Below are 15,709 nucleotides of genomic sequence, written 5' to 3' on the forward strand. Positions count from 1 at the left end.
TGAGTGCACTCCCTTATGCCGACACGAAAGCCATTAGATTTAAATTTATTACGCGTGTTTATGGTGGTTTACCGTACTCGTTCATTCACCCAAGCGGCGCAGGAGTTAGATTTAACTCAGTCATCTGTGAGCAATGCGATAAGCCGGTTTAGGGCTTGGGTCGGGGAGTCGCTGTTTAATCGCGTTGGACGGGGAATTGAGCCTACATCGGTGGCACGGGAGATGTACCGTAAATTTGAGCAGCCCATGGCGGATATTGAAACCGTATTACTGGGGTTTGAGCATTTTGATCCTACCTCGAGCCAGCGGCGCTTTTATGTATATGCTAATGAGTCAGTTATCGAAGCGCTGCAATCAGGCGTGCAGGCTTTGTTACAGAATGCGGATATTGAAGTCATTTTCCGCGAGTCGCCGCCGCAGGAGGATGAGCTATATCGCGATATTTTGCTTGAGCGGGTTGCCGTTGCCATAGACATTAAGCCCGCGCAGCAAAGTTTGCTCTCGAGTAAATTACTCTTCACCGAAACCCTCGTTTGTATCGTCAGTTTGCAGCATCCCCGTATTCAAGGTGTCATTAGCCATGAACAGTATTTTGAGGAGAAACACGTCTTTTTGAATCTAAGGCGTTTTAATTTGACTGCGGGGGATTTGTTTACCGAAGGCGTGTTACCAAGGCGCAAAATGTACAGTGAGCAATCATCTTTATTGAGTATGTTTGCAACTGTCGGCAAAAGTGAGGCGATAGGCATAGCGCCTTTGCGGTACGCCAGTCAGTACGCTGAGATGTTCGGCTTACAGATTTTACCTATGCCCCTGAAAACAAGGCCAATTGATTTGTATATGGTGTGGAGCAGTAAATATACCCAAAACCCGAGCCACCAATGGCTACGGCGTTTATTGCTTAATGCGAGTGCAAACACTGTGAATAAAAAAGCTCTGAATCTAGCGAGCAGCTAGGGCTAGCGATTCAGAGCTTTGTTGCAGTTTTTAAACCTTATTTTCTATCTCAGATTGTTAATCTAATCGCCTAAGAAGGTCATTACTGTCTTGCGAGTCTGTGGCTTTCACCAGGTTGCTCGAAGTCACTGCGATAAGGGTTGATATCTAAACCACCGCGACGCGTGTAGCGGGCGTAAACTGTCAATTTAGTGCAATGGCAAAAACGTTTTAAATCGACGAAAATTCGCTCGACACATTGCTCGTGGAATTCGTTATGTTGGCGGAAAGAAATCAAATAGCGCAGCAGTTTCTCGCGATCGATTTTAGGGCCTTGATAACGGATCATCACGCTGCCCCAATCGGGTTGCGAAGTGATCAAACAGTTGGATTTCAGCAGGTTTGAATTAAGCGTTTCCGCGACCGTTTGCTTATCGTCTGTACTGTTAACTAAGTAATCAGGATTAAAACTATAATCGCTGACTTCAATATCGAGATCGTCAATACAAGTGCCTGGTAACTCAATAATACGCTGAATACCAAAGCTTTTTGGCTCGATAATCTTAACGCTAACATCACCTTGAGCACACTGACTTAAGTCTTGCACTAAGGTTTTTTGCAGTGAATCTAGGCTATCAAACTTGGTTTGATTAAAGCTATTGAGATACAGTTTGAACGATTTCGACTCAATCAGATTCAGGCTTTCATAGCTTAAATGAAATTCAGCTATGGCCACCATAGGCTTACCTTTGGCATTTAACCAAGACAGCTCATAACCCGTCCAGATATCGGCACCATGAAACGGTAACGTCCCAGTGAGTGCAATAGCATTACGGTTTAGTGAGCGTGGAACCCCTTGCAGCAGCGACGCATCATACTCGGCTTGGTAGTCGGTGGCTTTACCTAAAGTCAGGCCAACAAGCGCTTGCGCATCACTATAGGGATCGTGATTCTGTGTCATCAATACTGTTTCCATGTCAAAATAGGCGCACATTATACCTGAAATTGGATTGTGCTTAAGTGTCTTGTCTGCCCGCACTCGATAAATTTTTGCAAAACTATCATCAAGCTTACTTAACGAGTTTAGGTGAACTACCGCGTTATTACCCACAGGGTGAGCCTTCTGTGTGTATTCAAGGCGAATTTCAACCGGATCTTGAACAGGCCGTTTCTTGGCAGCCAGTGAAACGCAAAGTTGAAGGCAGTTTCGCCAATATAGAGCATGCACTGGAGTTAACTTTATGGCCAGAGATCAATGATTTTTACGGTCATTATTTCTCCGCCCCAGTATTATTTGACTCTAAGTGGGGCACTGGGGAGTTACTGCAAGTCTGGAATGATGACGATTTTAACTGCCTGCAACAAAACTTGATTGGTCATCTGATGATGAAGAAAAAACTGAAGCAGTCACCGACTTGGTTTATCGGTCTGTTAGATGAGGGAGATAAAATGCTCACCATCAATAACAGTGATGGTAGCGTATGGATTGAAATCCCTGGTGAAGTGCAATCTGAGCAATTGTCCTCGAGTTTGACTGCGTTTATTGAAGCATTATCGCCACGGATAGCACCACCCGTTAAACATGAAGAACTACCTATGCCCGCATTAGAACATCCTGGTATTTTCGCCAGTTTTAAACGTATGTGGCAAAACCTTTTCGGTAAACGTTAACTTCTGTGAGCGACATTTTTATTATCAACCTAAGTATTAACTCAACCTAAGCGTGGCTTATTTTAGGTTGAGTTCTGCAAGGGGATAAACAGATGTTATTGATGATCCCAAGACAGATTCGACACTATGCGGCAAGGCTCGCAGCGAAAATGGAACATATCCAATAAAGGTTCATCGAGTTTCCAATCATGACTGCCACAACGTGGGCAAGGTCGCGTTTTTTCTGTGGCTAAATCTTGGCCGCCAACGCGATATAAGTAGTAATAGGTCGGGATCTGAGTGAGATATTCGATACGACCGCGCAAATCCCAACCTCTACGAAATAAATCACTGTCCGGACTCGATAATTCCTCAAGTGCGGCAAATTCTGCCTTGGTGGCCGCCGCCATTTGTAACTCATCACAGGCTTGCCATTCGCTCTGCCAACGGATAATGCGCTTATGATCGCCATTAAAGGTTGCGGGTAAACGGTACAGGGGAATGGGCAATAAATTGTCGCCGCTGCGTAGGGGCGAGCACATATGCACAAAACTGGTGTATAGCAGTTGCCAGCTGGGTGTTTCGGTATTACTTACTTCAGAATTGATATCCTGACCAATAAACTTTTCCCGCGGCGCGAGTAGTTTAGCGTCGGTTAATTCTACTAAGGCTTTTTTGACCCAAGGGCTGTGATATTTGTGCGCTAAACTGCTTTTCTCTGGCATCAATAAACGCACTCTAAACTCACCATCATTAAAGGCGACCGCAAATTCTCGCCCTAAGATTTGACCATTAGCTCGATAGGCTTCAAGGAGCTGATTAATTGCCTTCTCGGCGGCAGATATCGTGGTGTCGGCGAAGCATTCGAAGCGCAGTTCAGTGACAAACATTAAGCTGTTTTTCCTTGGATTTCTAATAAGTTGATGCGTTGTTTAAGTTCAAGCAGTTCGTTTTTTAATTGCATTATTTCTGTTTTTTGCTGCTCAGCATGACGTTCAAAATACGCCTGTTGCATCTGCAGGCGCTCGGCGAGCACTGCAAGGGTTAAGGTATCGTTAGTTGCGGGAGTGTCAGTTGTAGGGCTGATAGTTTGCAACTCAGCTAAACGCTCGCGATCCGCCTTAGGCATAGATTTAAATTGCTGTAAGCCTTGGATCAATATAGGTAAAGGTAGGCTACTACCTAAACGGGTTTTAATTAAGGCAAGGCTCGGTACTTTACCGCAGGCTTCGAGCGAACGTGCGGCCGCTAATACTTGGTCAAGGGGACTCATAATTAGCAAAATTCCTTAATTTGTTGAATTGTTTAAACCAATTTTAAAATAATAATTAATTTTTTCATTTAAAAACAGTGTGTTGTCTTGTGGCATTTATTTTGCTTATTGTCCAGCCGAAATACCATTTTTTAAGCTTCAATAATAATTACACAGGATGTCACATGATGAACCATAAATTGAATAACAAACTTATCGCCATCACTTTTTTAGGGCTCGCAAGCTTAGGTCTTAGCGGCTGCGTGGTCAATGTCGGTGATGGAGAATCGGGCTGGGATAGCAGCGAATCTTGGGAGAAAGTGCAGGATAAAAATCGCACTAACTTAACCAAACTGAGCTTAGGCATGCCTAAAGACCAAGTGATGATCTTAATGGGCACCGCTGATTTTAGTGAAGCCTATATTCAACAAAGTGCTCAACAAGGTGAAGCCAATAAAGAAGTCTTAGTGTTGTTTTATCGTACCCAGCGTAATAATGGCGATGGAAAAACCACTAAGGATGAATGCACGCCTATCGTGCTGAGCAACAATGCCTTAGTGGGTTGGGGTGAAACGGCTTACGGTAAAATCTGAACCAACGAGTCTTATCGTTTACGTAGCTGAGTGTCTAATTGCTCAATGGGCTCAGTCCAGAGGGCATCGGCTTCTAAACCTTCAATGATAAAGCTCTTTTGGGCAGGGGTCCAAAAGGGCGCTTGGCTTAAATGGATGTGATGGTCGATATCATGGGTTGCAATAAACTGTGCTATGGCCTCGTCGCTACTGTCTAAACCGAGTTGCTCAAACAAGTGGCTTAAGTCTACTGGAGTTGTATCCATCATTATTTCCTTTTCAGTATAGTGCCTTCGTTTAGAGTAAGCGCCTGATTGAAAAATGCAATCTATGATTAAAATTTGCACTTTTTAGTTTCCTTGGTAGATTAACAGTTACGCATAAAAAGTGTGAGCTAAGTCAAGGAATGCTAACGATGGACAATGAAATTCTGGAGGACTGCCGCGCAGTCTATTTGACCGCGGAAGACTTACGCATTGCCGCTTCTATTCTCTATAACGCTTACCATGATGATCCTTTTTTTGTCGATTCACTCTTTACCTCAGACAAAGCCGCTTATGAGCAAAAATTACGCGCTGCAATCAGGGAAGAACTCAATACGTTATGGCAACAAAAACAAGCCCTCATTGGTTTATTCGACCATGAAAGACTCTTTGGGTTAGCCTGTGTAGTCACTCAAGAAGTGCCTTTAGGAGAAGGGCGTTATTGGCACTGGCGCTTAAAGATGTTGTTAGGTACAGGTTGGCAATCGACTCAAGCACTAATGAACAAAGAGTCCAGTATTATTGAGCTTTTACCCAGTAAGCACTGCGGTATTTTGCAGTTTATTGCTCTTGCACCAAATGAACAGCACAAAGGACTTGGACATAAGTTAGTGCAAGCTGTGGTGAGTTGGTGTGATGAGCAGCCTGATTTGGATGGCATTGGTGTGTTTATCGCTCAGGAGAACCACTTGCAACTGTTTACTCAGCATAACTTTGTATCCATAGGCGAGCTGAGTATTGGCAGTATTCATGGCCAGCTTTTATTCTATTCGGTTCAACAAGATGACTAACTCTTATAAACGTTTCGCCGATTTTTATCCTTTCTATTTATCCCAACACCAGCACCCGACTTGTCGGAAATTACACTTTGTTGGCAGTTGTTTAGTTCTGCTGCTGATTGGTATTACCTTGGTTTCACAAGCTTGGTGGCTATGTTGGTTTATTCCTATTGTTGGTTATGGTTTTGCATGGGTGGGACACTTCGTATTTGAGAAGAATCGACCTGCGACATTTCAGTATCCCTTTTACAGTTTGATGGCAGATTGGGTGATGTTTGCTCAGATGATCCGCCGCTTTTTTAAACGTTAAAAAAATTTCCCGAGTGAGATGCCCATGCCCGTGTGAGAGATCGCTTACAAACGTTGTAGGACATAATGTTTTCTTTTTGATTGTTTTTTGTCCTGCAGTATTTAATTTTAAATAGAATCATTGGGTTGTATTTATTTTTCTTTGGTTGGTCCGTAATTAATCTTGTAGTCCGTTCTTTGAGCCGAACAAAAACGTTAGGGTTAACGTAGAATTCACTCATGGCCAAAGCAAATGGATAGCAAGGAAAGCAAAACAGGCCAAAGGGACGCAAGAAGCAACGAATTAAGATTTCAAGGTTGAAATCGCTGACGGTAGGAAAACTGTCATTCGCCTCGGATAGGCTAAGGAAAAGCAGGATTGCTTTTTAAGGATGATTAGGGACAGTGAGTTGTATCGTCAGGATGATGAATTTCAGGAAGAATACAGGACACGCTTAAGGATTAAGCATGAACTCGAAACAGGATGTGTCGAGATAAGGATAAAGTATAAGGGTGAACAGCTTGTACTAATCTATGGAAAATAAATTTTGCAGGATGCAATAGGAATACGTCATAGGAAGTGACAGGCTCTGTAAAAAGGATTTACAGGTCAAGGGACTGAGTGTTATCTCACGTAAGTTTGATACACAGGGACGAGAAGGGATTACAGGGACGATGCAGGACGCAAGCAGACGCATGGATGGTGCAGGGAGCACAAATCGAGCAGGACGGCTTACAAAGGATAAATGGGGCGCACTTTAGTTGCGCCCTTTTCTTTGGTTCATTTTCAGCATTAATCTGGCTTTGCCAAGCTATAACGCTATTCACGCTATAACGCTATTCACACAGACTTTATCTTAACGCTGCTTAAAGACATCTTGCCGTAAAACATGTTTACCAGTCTTACTTCTCTTATTGCCCAATGATTTACTCTCTGTGTTCTGGTCATTCGCCGAATGCTTGTCGAATTTTGAGCGATAGCGGTTTATGCATAAGTCCTTCAGGGGAGAACAACTAGCACTTGCTTACTTTTGATTTGAATTGCCATCCTCCGTGTAAGAGATCTCTCACAAGTATGTAAGTAATTTGTAAGTCTAAAGGGGGGTTATGTCTCTGGGTTAGTTATTATTTTAATTTATATCAGTAGGTTAACCTGTTTGTTATCAGTTGGGCTCACCATTTTTGTTAACATTTTAAATATTCCACAATGAGTACTTTCGTTGGTTGGCGTAGAATTCATCTTGTAGAAGGAATTGCGGGCAACAGGATGTTGGCGATCAGGATGATTGAACAGTGACTAAGGAATGTGACTTAAGGAAAGATAGGGATATAGGCCTTTCAGGATGAAAGAGAGCCAATACCAAGGAAGGGAGACTATCAAGGATTGATAGACTCATTGCATAGGATGGCAATGGCACAGGGAGTGCAATTGAATGGATGCAATACCCGTTTCATGGATGATGATGGAACCGCTCAGGAAAGAGCAAGCTTGGGACTGGATGACCAAGAGATAGGGAAGTACATGAGTACAAGGACCTCAAGGATTGAGCAGGGATGAAGCAGGACGCAGATTGACGCATGGATGGTGCAGGGAGCACAAAAATAGCGGGATAGCTTAACAGAGAATAGGAGGGCGTGGCTTTAGGGCCGCGCCCTTTCTTTTTTAACTTTTACAGTGAGTTATTTTTTAGCCGTATTTACGATAAAAAAGAATGATGTCTTGCTCTCTATGTTGGCTCACATTTTATTTGAGCCAACATTGTCGATAAAAGCTTAATGGCATTTGCCTGAGTTGCAACCACTTTGCGTACCACACCCGCCAAACTTACCCTGTGACGTTGGGGCTTCATGCCATTCAGGCTCAGGGAAGATAGGCCATTCTATTTTTTGAATTTTCTTACCTTGCATCCAAATATGGCCACGGTATTGGTTAATGCCGTCGGTGCTGAATTCAAATAAATATTTCGCTTTCCAACAAATCCCCGTGGTGCCGCCAATACTTGGGCGGGCAGTTTCCATGGCAATGGCTAACAGTTGAACTTTTTGTCGCCAACATTCTTTTTCGGCAAAAATACGGCTCAACTCTGCCATTTGGCGTAGTTGCCAAAAGAATGCGGCAATCACGACGAGGCCAATAATTAACAGTAAATCTGACATCATTTGCTAGCTGCCTTAAACAAACCACCTATGGCTTGTGATAGTTGAACACTTCGATTGGGATTTCTTAATTCGCCTAGTAGTTGATTGCGCAAACTAGGAATAGCCACAATATCAGCAAAGACCTGATTAAAAAAGGCTTGGGGCTGCAGTGCTAGGGCTTCTAAGTAAAGACTGCGACTTGAATCTTGTTTTAATACCGACCAGTTACGTCCGGCAATGCTGATGAGGGCATTGGTATCTAAAGAGGCTTGGTCGTGTAGATGCTCAAACGCTTTTTGGCTGTGTTTAGCGCTAGAAGCCAGAGCGCGAAGGAAATAGGCTTGGTGTTCTGGCGCTGCGTCTTGAAGTTTCGCGAGAATTTTATCGGCGAGTGTGTCGCTAATCTGTAAGTGTTCAAGACATTGGCATAGGGCGATTTGCACTTCGATGGAGGCTGTATCAAAACTCGATACCAAGTGCTGCTCATGATCAAATTCTTTTGTGCGTACACACACATCGGCTATGCCTTGCATTCCAATATGTTGCCATTGTGATGGGGCAATTTGGCCTGACAGATATTGCACGGCAAACTCGTATTGTGATGAAGCGCGCTGGCCAAGTTGTTTACGAACGAGTGCGTTAAATACGGCAAGTTTTTCCTGGCTTGGCTTGAAATTAAACGGATTATTCGCGAGTCGTTCTTGCTGCTCATCACTGAGTGGCTGAGTGGGATCTTGCCCTAATGCCGCTAATATCATTTCGATAAATTGTGAGCGCGGTGCAGGCGACAGTAATCCTTGCTCATCTAACGCCAGTTTTAGAAACCAAATAAAGTGTTGTTGGCTCGCATCCCAAAAGACAATAGCAAATTGTGCATGCCCTTGAATGGGATAAGGATAAGGGGCTGACAGAGATTCGATTTGGTGAAATGCGAGCATATCAATATGTTGCACCCTACGGCCAAGATCATACACTTGGAACTGGGTTTTGGCTGTGGTTAAAAACTGGCTTAAAGTTGTAATTTCAGTCATTTGGCTGCCATATCAATCAAAGAGGCTCAATAAATTGGCGCCATTATAGGGGGAAGTGCGTCTGGATGGTATGATTGCGGCACTTTAATCGACCTATTCGGCCAGTGAATTGTGGGAAGTTTTCGAATCACACAGGGCTAATATGAGAATGGATCTGAAAGCTATGTTATACAGTCAAACCCAAGCTAAATTGGCTCAGATTACCCACGCGCTGCAAGCGGCCGAGTTGTGGTCTGAGCAAGCGCCTTCTGCCGCTGCAATGGCAAGCACAGCACCTTTTGCCTGTGATCTTATGCCCCTTGAGCAGTGGCTGCAGTTTATTTTGCTGCCTAGAATGCAGACTTTAATCGAAACGGGGGCGCCATTGCCGACTCAAATTGCGATTGCCCCTATGGCTGAACATGTTTGGCTGGATATGCCCCCGCGCCAAACTTTAATTAGCCTATTGAATGAATTGGATATGTTGTTAAATGAATCAAGATGATACCTGGCTTGAAACGCCTGAAAATGCAGTGAATGTATCCCAAGAGGATGATTCAGAAGAGCAGGCGCCTGAGATTGAAATTCTTTATGAAGATGAGCACTTAGTGGCAATTCATAAACCCGCAGGCTTATTGGTCCACCGCAGTTATTTAGCGCGTCGGGAGCGATTTTTTGCCATGCAGCTGACCCGTGACTTAGTGGGCTGTCATGTGTTTCCTGTACATCGTCTCGACAGGCCGACATCCGGCGTGCTCTTGTTTGCCAAGAGTAGTGAAGTGGCTAATGCTCTGTGTGAGCAATTTGCTTCCCATACGATTGAAAAACAATATTTGGCTTTAGTGCGCGGTAATATGTATGAGAGCGGTATTTTAGATTATGCGCTTAAGGTTGAGTTGGATGAATTAGGCGATAAGAATGCCGATCCTAATAAAGCGGCGCAGGAGGCTGTGACGGCGTATGAGCCGTTACTCAATACTGAAATTCCGTATCAGTCAGGCCGATATCCCACTAGCCGATTCGCACTGGTACGCTTGAGTCCTAAAACGGGGCGTAAGCATCAGCTTAGAAGGCATATGGCACATTTACGCCACCCCATCGTCGGTGATACCACCCATGGCGACGGTAAGCAAAATACGTTTTTTCGTGAGCATTTCGGTATTAATCGCCTGTGGCTTATCGCGAAAAAACTCACCTTTACACACCCAATAACTCAAACTCGGCTCAGCATAGAAACCGAGCTTGAGTCCGAGTGGGAAACTGTGTTTGCCGAGCTAGGTTGGGATGAGGCGACCTTGAGTCAGCAAGCTGAGTTATTCATCGCCCAAGAGGCGTGAACAGCAAGCGGCCAATGCTTGATATGGTGATATCAACTTAGCCGCGTGAATAAAATTAAGTGCATTCACTTTGCTTTGTTATTGAAACTAAAGTCATCGAATTAAAAACGAGGTGGATTGCTTAATCGAGGAGTTGTGGCGTTTGTGCTGTTTGTGGCCGCAGCTCTTGCATCATGACAGCTAAGGTTGAGAATCCAGACGTGAGTGCAAGTGGCGATATGAGATTTTGCTGGGCGGAGTGGAAGTAGTTTTTACGTCGAATATGGGTTGTTTTGTGGTGCTGCTTGAGGTGTTTTTGGCGGGTGGACTGTCGCATTAGATATTTTCTCACGCTCAATGGCTTGATTTATAAAAAATTTGCGCCTTAGCTTGCTCATACGCTGAACAATAAAGTAAGGTCAGCCTAATAAGGTTTGCAACGCGATGTGGAGTGTATCATGAAAAAGGTGAATCTGGTGTTTGGCACTGTATATGGTAGTGCACAATTTGCCGCTGAAACCCTAGAGAAAGAAATGCAAGTTTTAGGTTACGATGTCACATTGTGGCAACCTAATGAGGTAGCAAGCTTTATTCCTCCTCAGGATGAATTGTTAGTGGTGGTGACTTCGACGACCGGGCAAGGGGATTTACCCGATGATATTCAGTCTTGGTACCATAATCTTAAACATTTAGCTCCCTACTTACCTGAGCTTAGATACAGTGTGATAGCTCTAGGTGATTCAAGTTATGAGACTTTCTGCGGTGCAGGTAAGTCTGTAGATGCACTCTTGAGTGAACTTGGCGCTAAGCCGCTGGTGGAATTACTCGAAATTGATGCCTGTGAAACCATGGAACCTGAGGTTGAAGCGATAAAATGGCTAGAACGCTGGAATCAAGTCGTCAAAACCGAGCTCGTCGCTTAGGTAGTTTCGTCAATCTACAGTGGTTTAAATTTGCCCAGCGCTTAAGCCAAGCGCTGCTTATTCCTATTGCCATTTTACCCGCCGCTGGGGTTATGCTCGGCTTAACCGTTAGTCCAATTCCTTTTATGCCCGAAGAGCTGACAGTGCTGATGCTGGCGGTGGGCAAACTCATTTTCGCCATTATGCCGATGTTATTTGCCGTGGCTGTCGCTATTGGTTTTTGTCGCGATCAAGGTATTGCCGCCTTTTCGGCAGTGTTTGGTTATGGGGTGATGACAGCGACATTAGCCGCACTGGCCGATTTGTATCGACTTCCAACCCAACCTTTATTAGGAATGGATACCTTAGATACTGGAATTGCAGGTGGTATGATGCTTGGTGGTATTACTTGCCTCGCAGTCCGTTGGAGTCAATATATTCGCTTGCCTGCGATTTTCTCTTTCTTCGAGGGACGTCGCAGTGCATCTTTACTTATTATTCCCCTAGCGATGAGCCTAGGTTATGTACTCGCCCATGTGTGGCCACCCTTAGCTTTATTGATTGAGCGCGTATCCGACTGGGCGGTTTATCAAAAACCAGCCATTGCTTTTGGCGTGTATGGCGCATTAGAGCGGTTACTTATTCCCCTTGGCTTACATCATATTTGGAATGCGCCTTTTTACTTAGAGGTGGGCCAATATCAGTTATTGGGGCATGAAGTCGTTCGTGGTGAGGTGGCGCGCTATTTAGCGGGCGATCCGCAGGCGGGAAACCTTGCCGGTGGTTATCTGATTAAAATGTGGGGCTTGCCAGCTGCGGCATTGGCAATGTGGCGCTGCGCTGACCCCTCTGAGCGGAATCGCGTGGCGGGCATTATGCTCTCGGCGGGGGCGGCAAGTTGGTTAACTGGGGTGACTGAACCTATCGAATTTGCTTTTATGTTTGTGGCGCCGATTCTATTTATTATTCACGCCTTACTCACTGGGCTCGCTTATTTTGTCTGTATTATGCTGGATATTCACCACAGCATAGTATTCTCCCAAGGGCTGGTGGACTTTACGCTGCTATTTCCATTGTCCCGTAATGCCAGCTGGTTTATTTTCCTTGGGCCTTTAACCGCCATAATATATTACCTGTTGTTTAGACTGAGTATTTTAGCCTTTAATTTGAAAACTCCCGGTAGGCTTGAGCATAACGACAGTAAAGGACCCAAAGAAAGTTTACGGGCGATTATTGCGGCGCTCGGCGGGCGTGAAAATATCGTTGAACTTAATGCTTGTTTGACACGGTTACGCTTGAGCGTACACAAGCCCGAGTTAGTCAATAAGGTGCGTTTGAGTCAGTTGGGCGCTAAGGGCGTGATCGTTATGGGCAAAGGTGTGCAGGTGGTTTACGGCACTAAGGCCGAAACCTTGCGTAAAGTATTGCAGCGTTACTTAGATACTCGCCGCTAGGATTGTGTTTTTACAAAATTAACTGCTTAATTTTTACATTTTATTGATTCAAGCCTCTGAAATATCATTTTTATTTTCGCATTATAGGGTTTTCATACTGTTCAGCATGATTTGCTATGGCAAACTCGGTGTAGGGACAATATAGGAGAGCCAACTTTGCAACAAATGACTGAAACTCGCGGTAATACTTCGCCATCCATAGAACGTAAAATCTTACTGACGGATTGCGCTGATGCCCAAGGCCTCATCGCTAAAATCACCAGTGTTTGTTTTACTCATAAACTGAATATCATCAAAAACAGTGAGTTTGTGGATAATGCCCAAGGGCGTTTCTTTATGCGAACTGAGTTAGAGGGCATTTTTAACAGCGAACAGTTATTGCAGGATCTGCGTGACGTACTGCCTACGCAAAATCATATGACGTTAGTTAGCGCGGGTAAAAAACGCATTGTGGTGTTAGTCACAAAGGAAGCGCACTGTTTAGGCGATTTGTTAATGAAAGCCTATTACGGTGGTTTAAGTGTCGAGATTGCCGCTGTGGTGGGCAACCATGATGCACTACGTGAATTGGCAGAGAAGTTTAACATCCCCTTTCATCTGGTGAGCCACGAAGGCTTAGACCGAATTCAACACGAGCAAGCACTGTTGGCTGCGGTATCGCAATATGAGCCAGATTATCTGGTGTTGGCTAAGTATATGCGGGTGCTAACTCCAGATTTTGTGGCGCAATATCCTAATCGCATCATCAACATCCATCATTCTTTTTTACCTGCTTTTATCGGCGCAGCACCCTATCGCCAAGCCTGGGAGCGCGGGGTGAAAATTATCGGTGCGACGGCGCATTTTGTGAATAATTGCCTCGATGAAGGGCCGATCATCAAGCAAGACGTGATTCCCGTCGACCACAGTTATAGTGCCTTAGAAATGGCGCGTGCTGGGCGCGATGTTGAAAAGAGTGTATTGAGTAAAGCGCTGCAATTAGTGCTCAACGAACAAGTGGTCGTGTACGGCAATAAAACGATCGTTTTTTAAGATGTAGGTGAGTCGTGGCAATGGCATGACATTCAGCGGCATTTATTTTAACCCGCGTCTGTCATGAAATCAGCTATCATTATGTTTATTGGAGATTTTATAGTGCTCACATTGTGGTGAACATAGCGGTATAGTGTATTGCCCATGCTCGAATTACAGGTCGGAGTGCTGGATGTCAACTCGTCAAAGCCTTATCGTTGGAATGAAAGACTTGCCCGATAGTTTGAATTTATCTTGGGCACAGCTAGATGAGCAGTTTTGTGTGCTACGGATGAGCCAAGCCTTTTACAGCCGTTGCAAACGCTCTGCGGCGCAAATCATTAATCAACCCATTAGCCAATTGTTTAGTGCTTTTAATGCTGAACTATGCGCCGATATAGTGAGGCGACGCGGCCAAGAAATCGGTTTTCAATTACAAGATCATCGCGGCATACGTGTGCATCTCGCGCTGCATTCTTTGCCTGAAATGGGATGGTACTTGATTCTATCCGACATCAATTTTGAAGATCCGCAGATGAAGGAGTTGCACTCGGATTATCGTCGAGCGATTCAAGCCAGCGATGCTTGGCTGCAACACATTGAAGATGTGATTAAATCCTCCCAAGAAGAAGTATTTAAAGTCGCAGTTTCTAAGGCTATGTCGCTCACTGGCAGTCGATATGGCTTTATTCTGTTGCATAACGAAAAGTTAAAAACACTCACACTTGCTGCGCGTTCTGAGTATCCCCACGCAGAGGCTAATCAAGCCGATTTTGTTGAAGATAATACCCAAGTGTCAGAACTTGAAAGCCGCGTATGGCTCGAATGTGTGCGAGATTATAAGCCGATTATCCAAAATCAAACCGACTCCCAAAGGCGCTTAGGGGATTTGCCCTTAGATAAACTGCTACTTGGAGGGCGTTACTTGGCGGTGCCGATTTTATTTCGCAGTCGCTTAGTGGGCATGCTGTGCGTGGTCGACCGTAACGAGCCTTATAGTCGTAATGATGCGAGATCATTACTGACTTTTGCCAGCATTTTATGGCACAGCATTGAACTACCACGCACATTGCGCGCGGTATCCCGCCAGTCCAAAATCATTAAAGCGCAAAAAGAGCAATTATCTCAATCGTTAACCCAGCTTATTAGTGCTATTTCTGAGGCATTAGAACTGAAAGATGCCTATACCGCAGGGCATCAAAAGTCGGTGGCGCAATTAAGTTATTTGATTGGTGAGAAATTAGGTTTAGACCCGCTGCGTTTAGAAGGGCTGAAGATTGGTGCCTTAGTCCATGATATCGGCAAGTTAGCGATTCCATCGCAGATCTTGACAAAACCGTCAAAACTTTCAAAAGAAGAATACGCATTAATACAGACCCATCCGCTCCATGGTGCTGAAATTATTGAGGATGTGGAGTTTCCTTGGCCCATTAAAGAGATGATTTTACAGCATCATGAGCGGCTCGATGGCTCAGGTTATCCCGCGGGCTTAAAGGATAAGGCGATTTTATATGAGGCGAAAATTATTGCCGTCGCCGATGTTGCCGATTCGATATTGTCCCACAGGCCTTATCGGCCATCGTTAGGGCTGGAGAAAATGACTGAAGTGCTGCGTGCGGGTAAAGGGACACTTTTTGACCCTGAGATAGTCGAAACTTGTTTAGCGATTTTGATTAATCGAGAGTTGAGTATTAGCGATCATATCGGTGCTGCGCCGCTTGAACCTTTAGTCACGATTTCACTTGACCATGAGTTAGTTGATATTAAACGTTTACTTACGACAGCCCATGCTAAGGTGGCAGTGGTATTGGATGAGCAACATAAGATACTTGGGGTGATCACCAGCCGCTTACTGGAACATTGGTTTAGCCCATTACTTGGCACTGCGGCTGAGCGTGAACTGGATAGGGCATCTTTACATAAAAAAGCCCATCAGATCATGGAGCATTCAGTGCCTATTATCAGTGAGGTGGCCACATCGGAAGATGCATTACTGCAGTTGAATTTACTAGACTCAGAATATCTTGTGGTGGTGAACAAAGCGCAGCAGCCATTGGGGATTATCGGCTGGCGGGCCATTGCCATGACGAGAAATGCATTCCGTGAAGTAGAGCGTTTGATTTAAGTGTCTTATTAA

General features: G+C 44.6%; 18 protein-coding genes. 11 read left to right on the top strand and 7 right to left on the bottom strand.

Features of this window, described 5'->3' with window-relative positions:
* The first annotated feature begins 15 nt into the window (after positions 1-15).
* A complete protein-coding gene (locus KO531_RS01160) occupies positions 16-957 on the top strand; it encodes a LysR family transcriptional regulator (protein ID WP_219250172.1) in 942 nt (313 codons plus the stop codon).
* Positions 958-1,039: 82 nt separating this feature from the next.
* Here the strand turns inward: KO531_RS01160 and queF are convergent, their stop codons facing one another.
* Complete coding sequence (gene queF, locus KO531_RS01165) at positions 1,040-1,897, bottom strand: NADPH-dependent 7-cyano-7-deazaguanine reductase QueF (RefSeq protein ID WP_105249734.1); 858 nt, start codon at positions 1,895-1,897, stop codon at positions 1,040-1,042.
* A gap of 59 nt (positions 1,898-1,956) precedes the next feature.
* On the opposite strand from queF, the gene syd reads away from it, so the two are divergent.
* A complete protein-coding gene (gene syd / locus KO531_RS01170) occupies positions 1,957-2,607 on the top strand; it encodes a SecY-interacting protein (protein ID WP_219250173.1) in 651 nt (216 codons plus the stop codon).
* A 95-nt stretch (positions 2,608-2,702) separates the two neighbouring features.
* Here syd and KO531_RS01175 read toward each other — a convergent pair whose 3' ends face one another.
* Positions 2,703-3,476 carry a Zn-ribbon-containing protein gene (locus KO531_RS01175; RefSeq protein ID WP_131523815.1) on the bottom strand — a complete coding sequence of 258 codons (774 nt, stop codon included), beginning with the start codon at positions 3,474-3,476 and terminating at the stop codon, positions 2,703-2,705.
* A complete protein-coding gene (locus KO531_RS01180; RefSeq protein ID WP_131523814.1) occupies positions 3,476-3,859 on the bottom strand; it encodes a hypothetical protein in 384 nt (127 codons plus the stop codon). The genes KO531_RS01175 and KO531_RS01180 overlap by 1 nt, the downstream gene beginning before the upstream one ends.
* Positions 3,860-4,023: 164 nt before the next feature.
* On the opposite strand from KO531_RS01180, the gene KO531_RS01185 reads away from it, so the two are divergent.
* On the top strand, positions 4,024-4,431 hold the full coding sequence (locus KO531_RS01185; protein ID WP_028760621.1) for a DUF3192 domain-containing protein: 408 nt from the start codon (positions 4,024-4,026) through the stop codon (positions 4,429-4,431).
* Positions 4,432-4,442: 11 nt separating this feature from the next.
* Here the strand turns inward: KO531_RS01185 and KO531_RS01190 are convergent, their stop codons facing one another.
* Positions 4,443-4,676, bottom strand: coding sequence for a DUF2789 domain-containing protein (locus KO531_RS01190; protein ID WP_028760620.1), 234 nt, complete (start codon positions 4,674-4,676; stop codon positions 4,443-4,445).
* Between the two features lie 149 nt (positions 4,677-4,825).
* Here KO531_RS01190 and KO531_RS01195 point away from each other — a divergent pair, with 149 nt between their 5' ends.
* Positions 4,826-5,464, top strand: a complete 639-nt coding sequence (locus KO531_RS01195) for a GNAT family N-acetyltransferase (RefSeq protein WP_219250174.1) — start codon at positions 4,826-4,828, stop codon at positions 5,462-5,464.
* Positions 5,457-5,762, top strand: coding sequence for a DUF962 domain-containing protein (locus KO531_RS01200; protein WP_219250175.1), 306 nt, complete (start codon positions 5,457-5,459; stop codon positions 5,760-5,762). Before KO531_RS01195 ends, KO531_RS01200 begins: the two co-directional genes overlap by 8 nt.
* Positions 5,763-7,513: 1,751 nt before the next feature.
* On the opposite strand, the gene KO531_RS01205 is transcribed toward KO531_RS01200, so the two are convergent.
* Both KO531_RS01205 and KO531_RS01210 read right to left on the bottom strand, forming a co-directional pair.
* Positions 7,514-7,900, bottom strand: coding sequence for a DUF3301 domain-containing protein (locus KO531_RS01205; protein ID WP_105249728.1), 387 nt, complete (start codon positions 7,898-7,900; stop codon positions 7,514-7,516).
* Entirely contained in the window at positions 7,897-8,910 is a 1,014-nt protein-coding gene (locus tag KO531_RS01210; RefSeq protein WP_219250176.1) for a DUF3549 family protein, read from the bottom strand. Before KO531_RS01210 ends, KO531_RS01205 begins: the two co-directional genes overlap by 4 nt.
* 163 nt (positions 8,911-9,073) lie before the next feature.
* Here KO531_RS01210 and KO531_RS01215 point away from each other — a divergent pair, with 163 nt between their 5' ends.
* Together KO531_RS01215 and truC are read left to right on the top strand one after the other, a co-directional pair.
* Positions 9,074-9,394 carry a YqcC family protein gene (locus KO531_RS01215; RefSeq protein WP_028760615.1) on the top strand — a complete coding sequence of 107 codons (321 nt, stop codon included), beginning with the start codon at positions 9,074-9,076 and terminating at the stop codon, positions 9,392-9,394.
* On the top strand, positions 9,381-10,226 hold the full coding sequence (truC, locus tag KO531_RS01220; protein ID WP_219250177.1) for a tRNA pseudouridine(65) synthase TruC: 846 nt from the start codon (positions 9,381-9,383) through the stop codon (positions 10,224-10,226). The genes KO531_RS01215 and truC overlap by 14 nt, the downstream gene beginning before the upstream one ends.
* 121 nt (positions 10,227-10,347) lie before the next feature.
* Here truC and KO531_RS01225 read toward each other — a convergent pair whose 3' ends face one another.
* Positions 10,348-10,542, bottom strand: a complete 195-nt coding sequence (locus tag KO531_RS01225; RefSeq protein WP_105249725.1) for a hypothetical protein — start codon at positions 10,540-10,542, stop codon at positions 10,348-10,350.
* Between the two features lie 121 nt (positions 10,543-10,663).
* Between KO531_RS01225 and KO531_RS01230 the strand changes: the two genes are divergently transcribed.
* From KO531_RS01230 to KO531_RS01245, 4 genes are all read left to right on the top strand, one after another.
* Complete coding sequence (locus KO531_RS01230; protein WP_113938961.1) at positions 10,664-11,128, top strand: flavodoxin; 465 nt, start codon at positions 10,664-10,666, stop codon at positions 11,126-11,128.
* Positions 11,080-12,561, top strand: coding sequence for a PTS transporter subunit EIIC (locus KO531_RS01235; RefSeq protein ID WP_113938960.1), 1,482 nt, complete (start codon positions 11,080-11,082; stop codon positions 12,559-12,561). The genes KO531_RS01230 and KO531_RS01235 overlap by 49 nt, the downstream gene beginning before the upstream one ends.
* A 165-nt stretch (positions 12,562-12,726) precedes the next feature.
* Positions 12,727-13,593, top strand: a complete 867-nt coding sequence (gene purU / locus KO531_RS01240; protein ID WP_105252965.1) for a formyltetrahydrofolate deformylase — start codon at positions 12,727-12,729, stop codon at positions 13,591-13,593.
* Between the two features lie 172 nt (positions 13,594-13,765).
* A complete protein-coding gene (locus KO531_RS01245) occupies positions 13,766-15,697 on the top strand; it encodes an HD domain-containing phosphohydrolase (protein WP_168823188.1) in 1,932 nt (643 codons plus the stop codon).
* Positions 15,698-15,709 lie beyond the last annotated feature (12 nt).

Source organism: Shewanella sp. NKUCC06_TVS, assembly GCF_019345515.1.
GTDB lineage: Bacteria > Pseudomonadota > Gammaproteobacteria > Enterobacterales > Shewanellaceae > Shewanella > Shewanella oncorhynchi.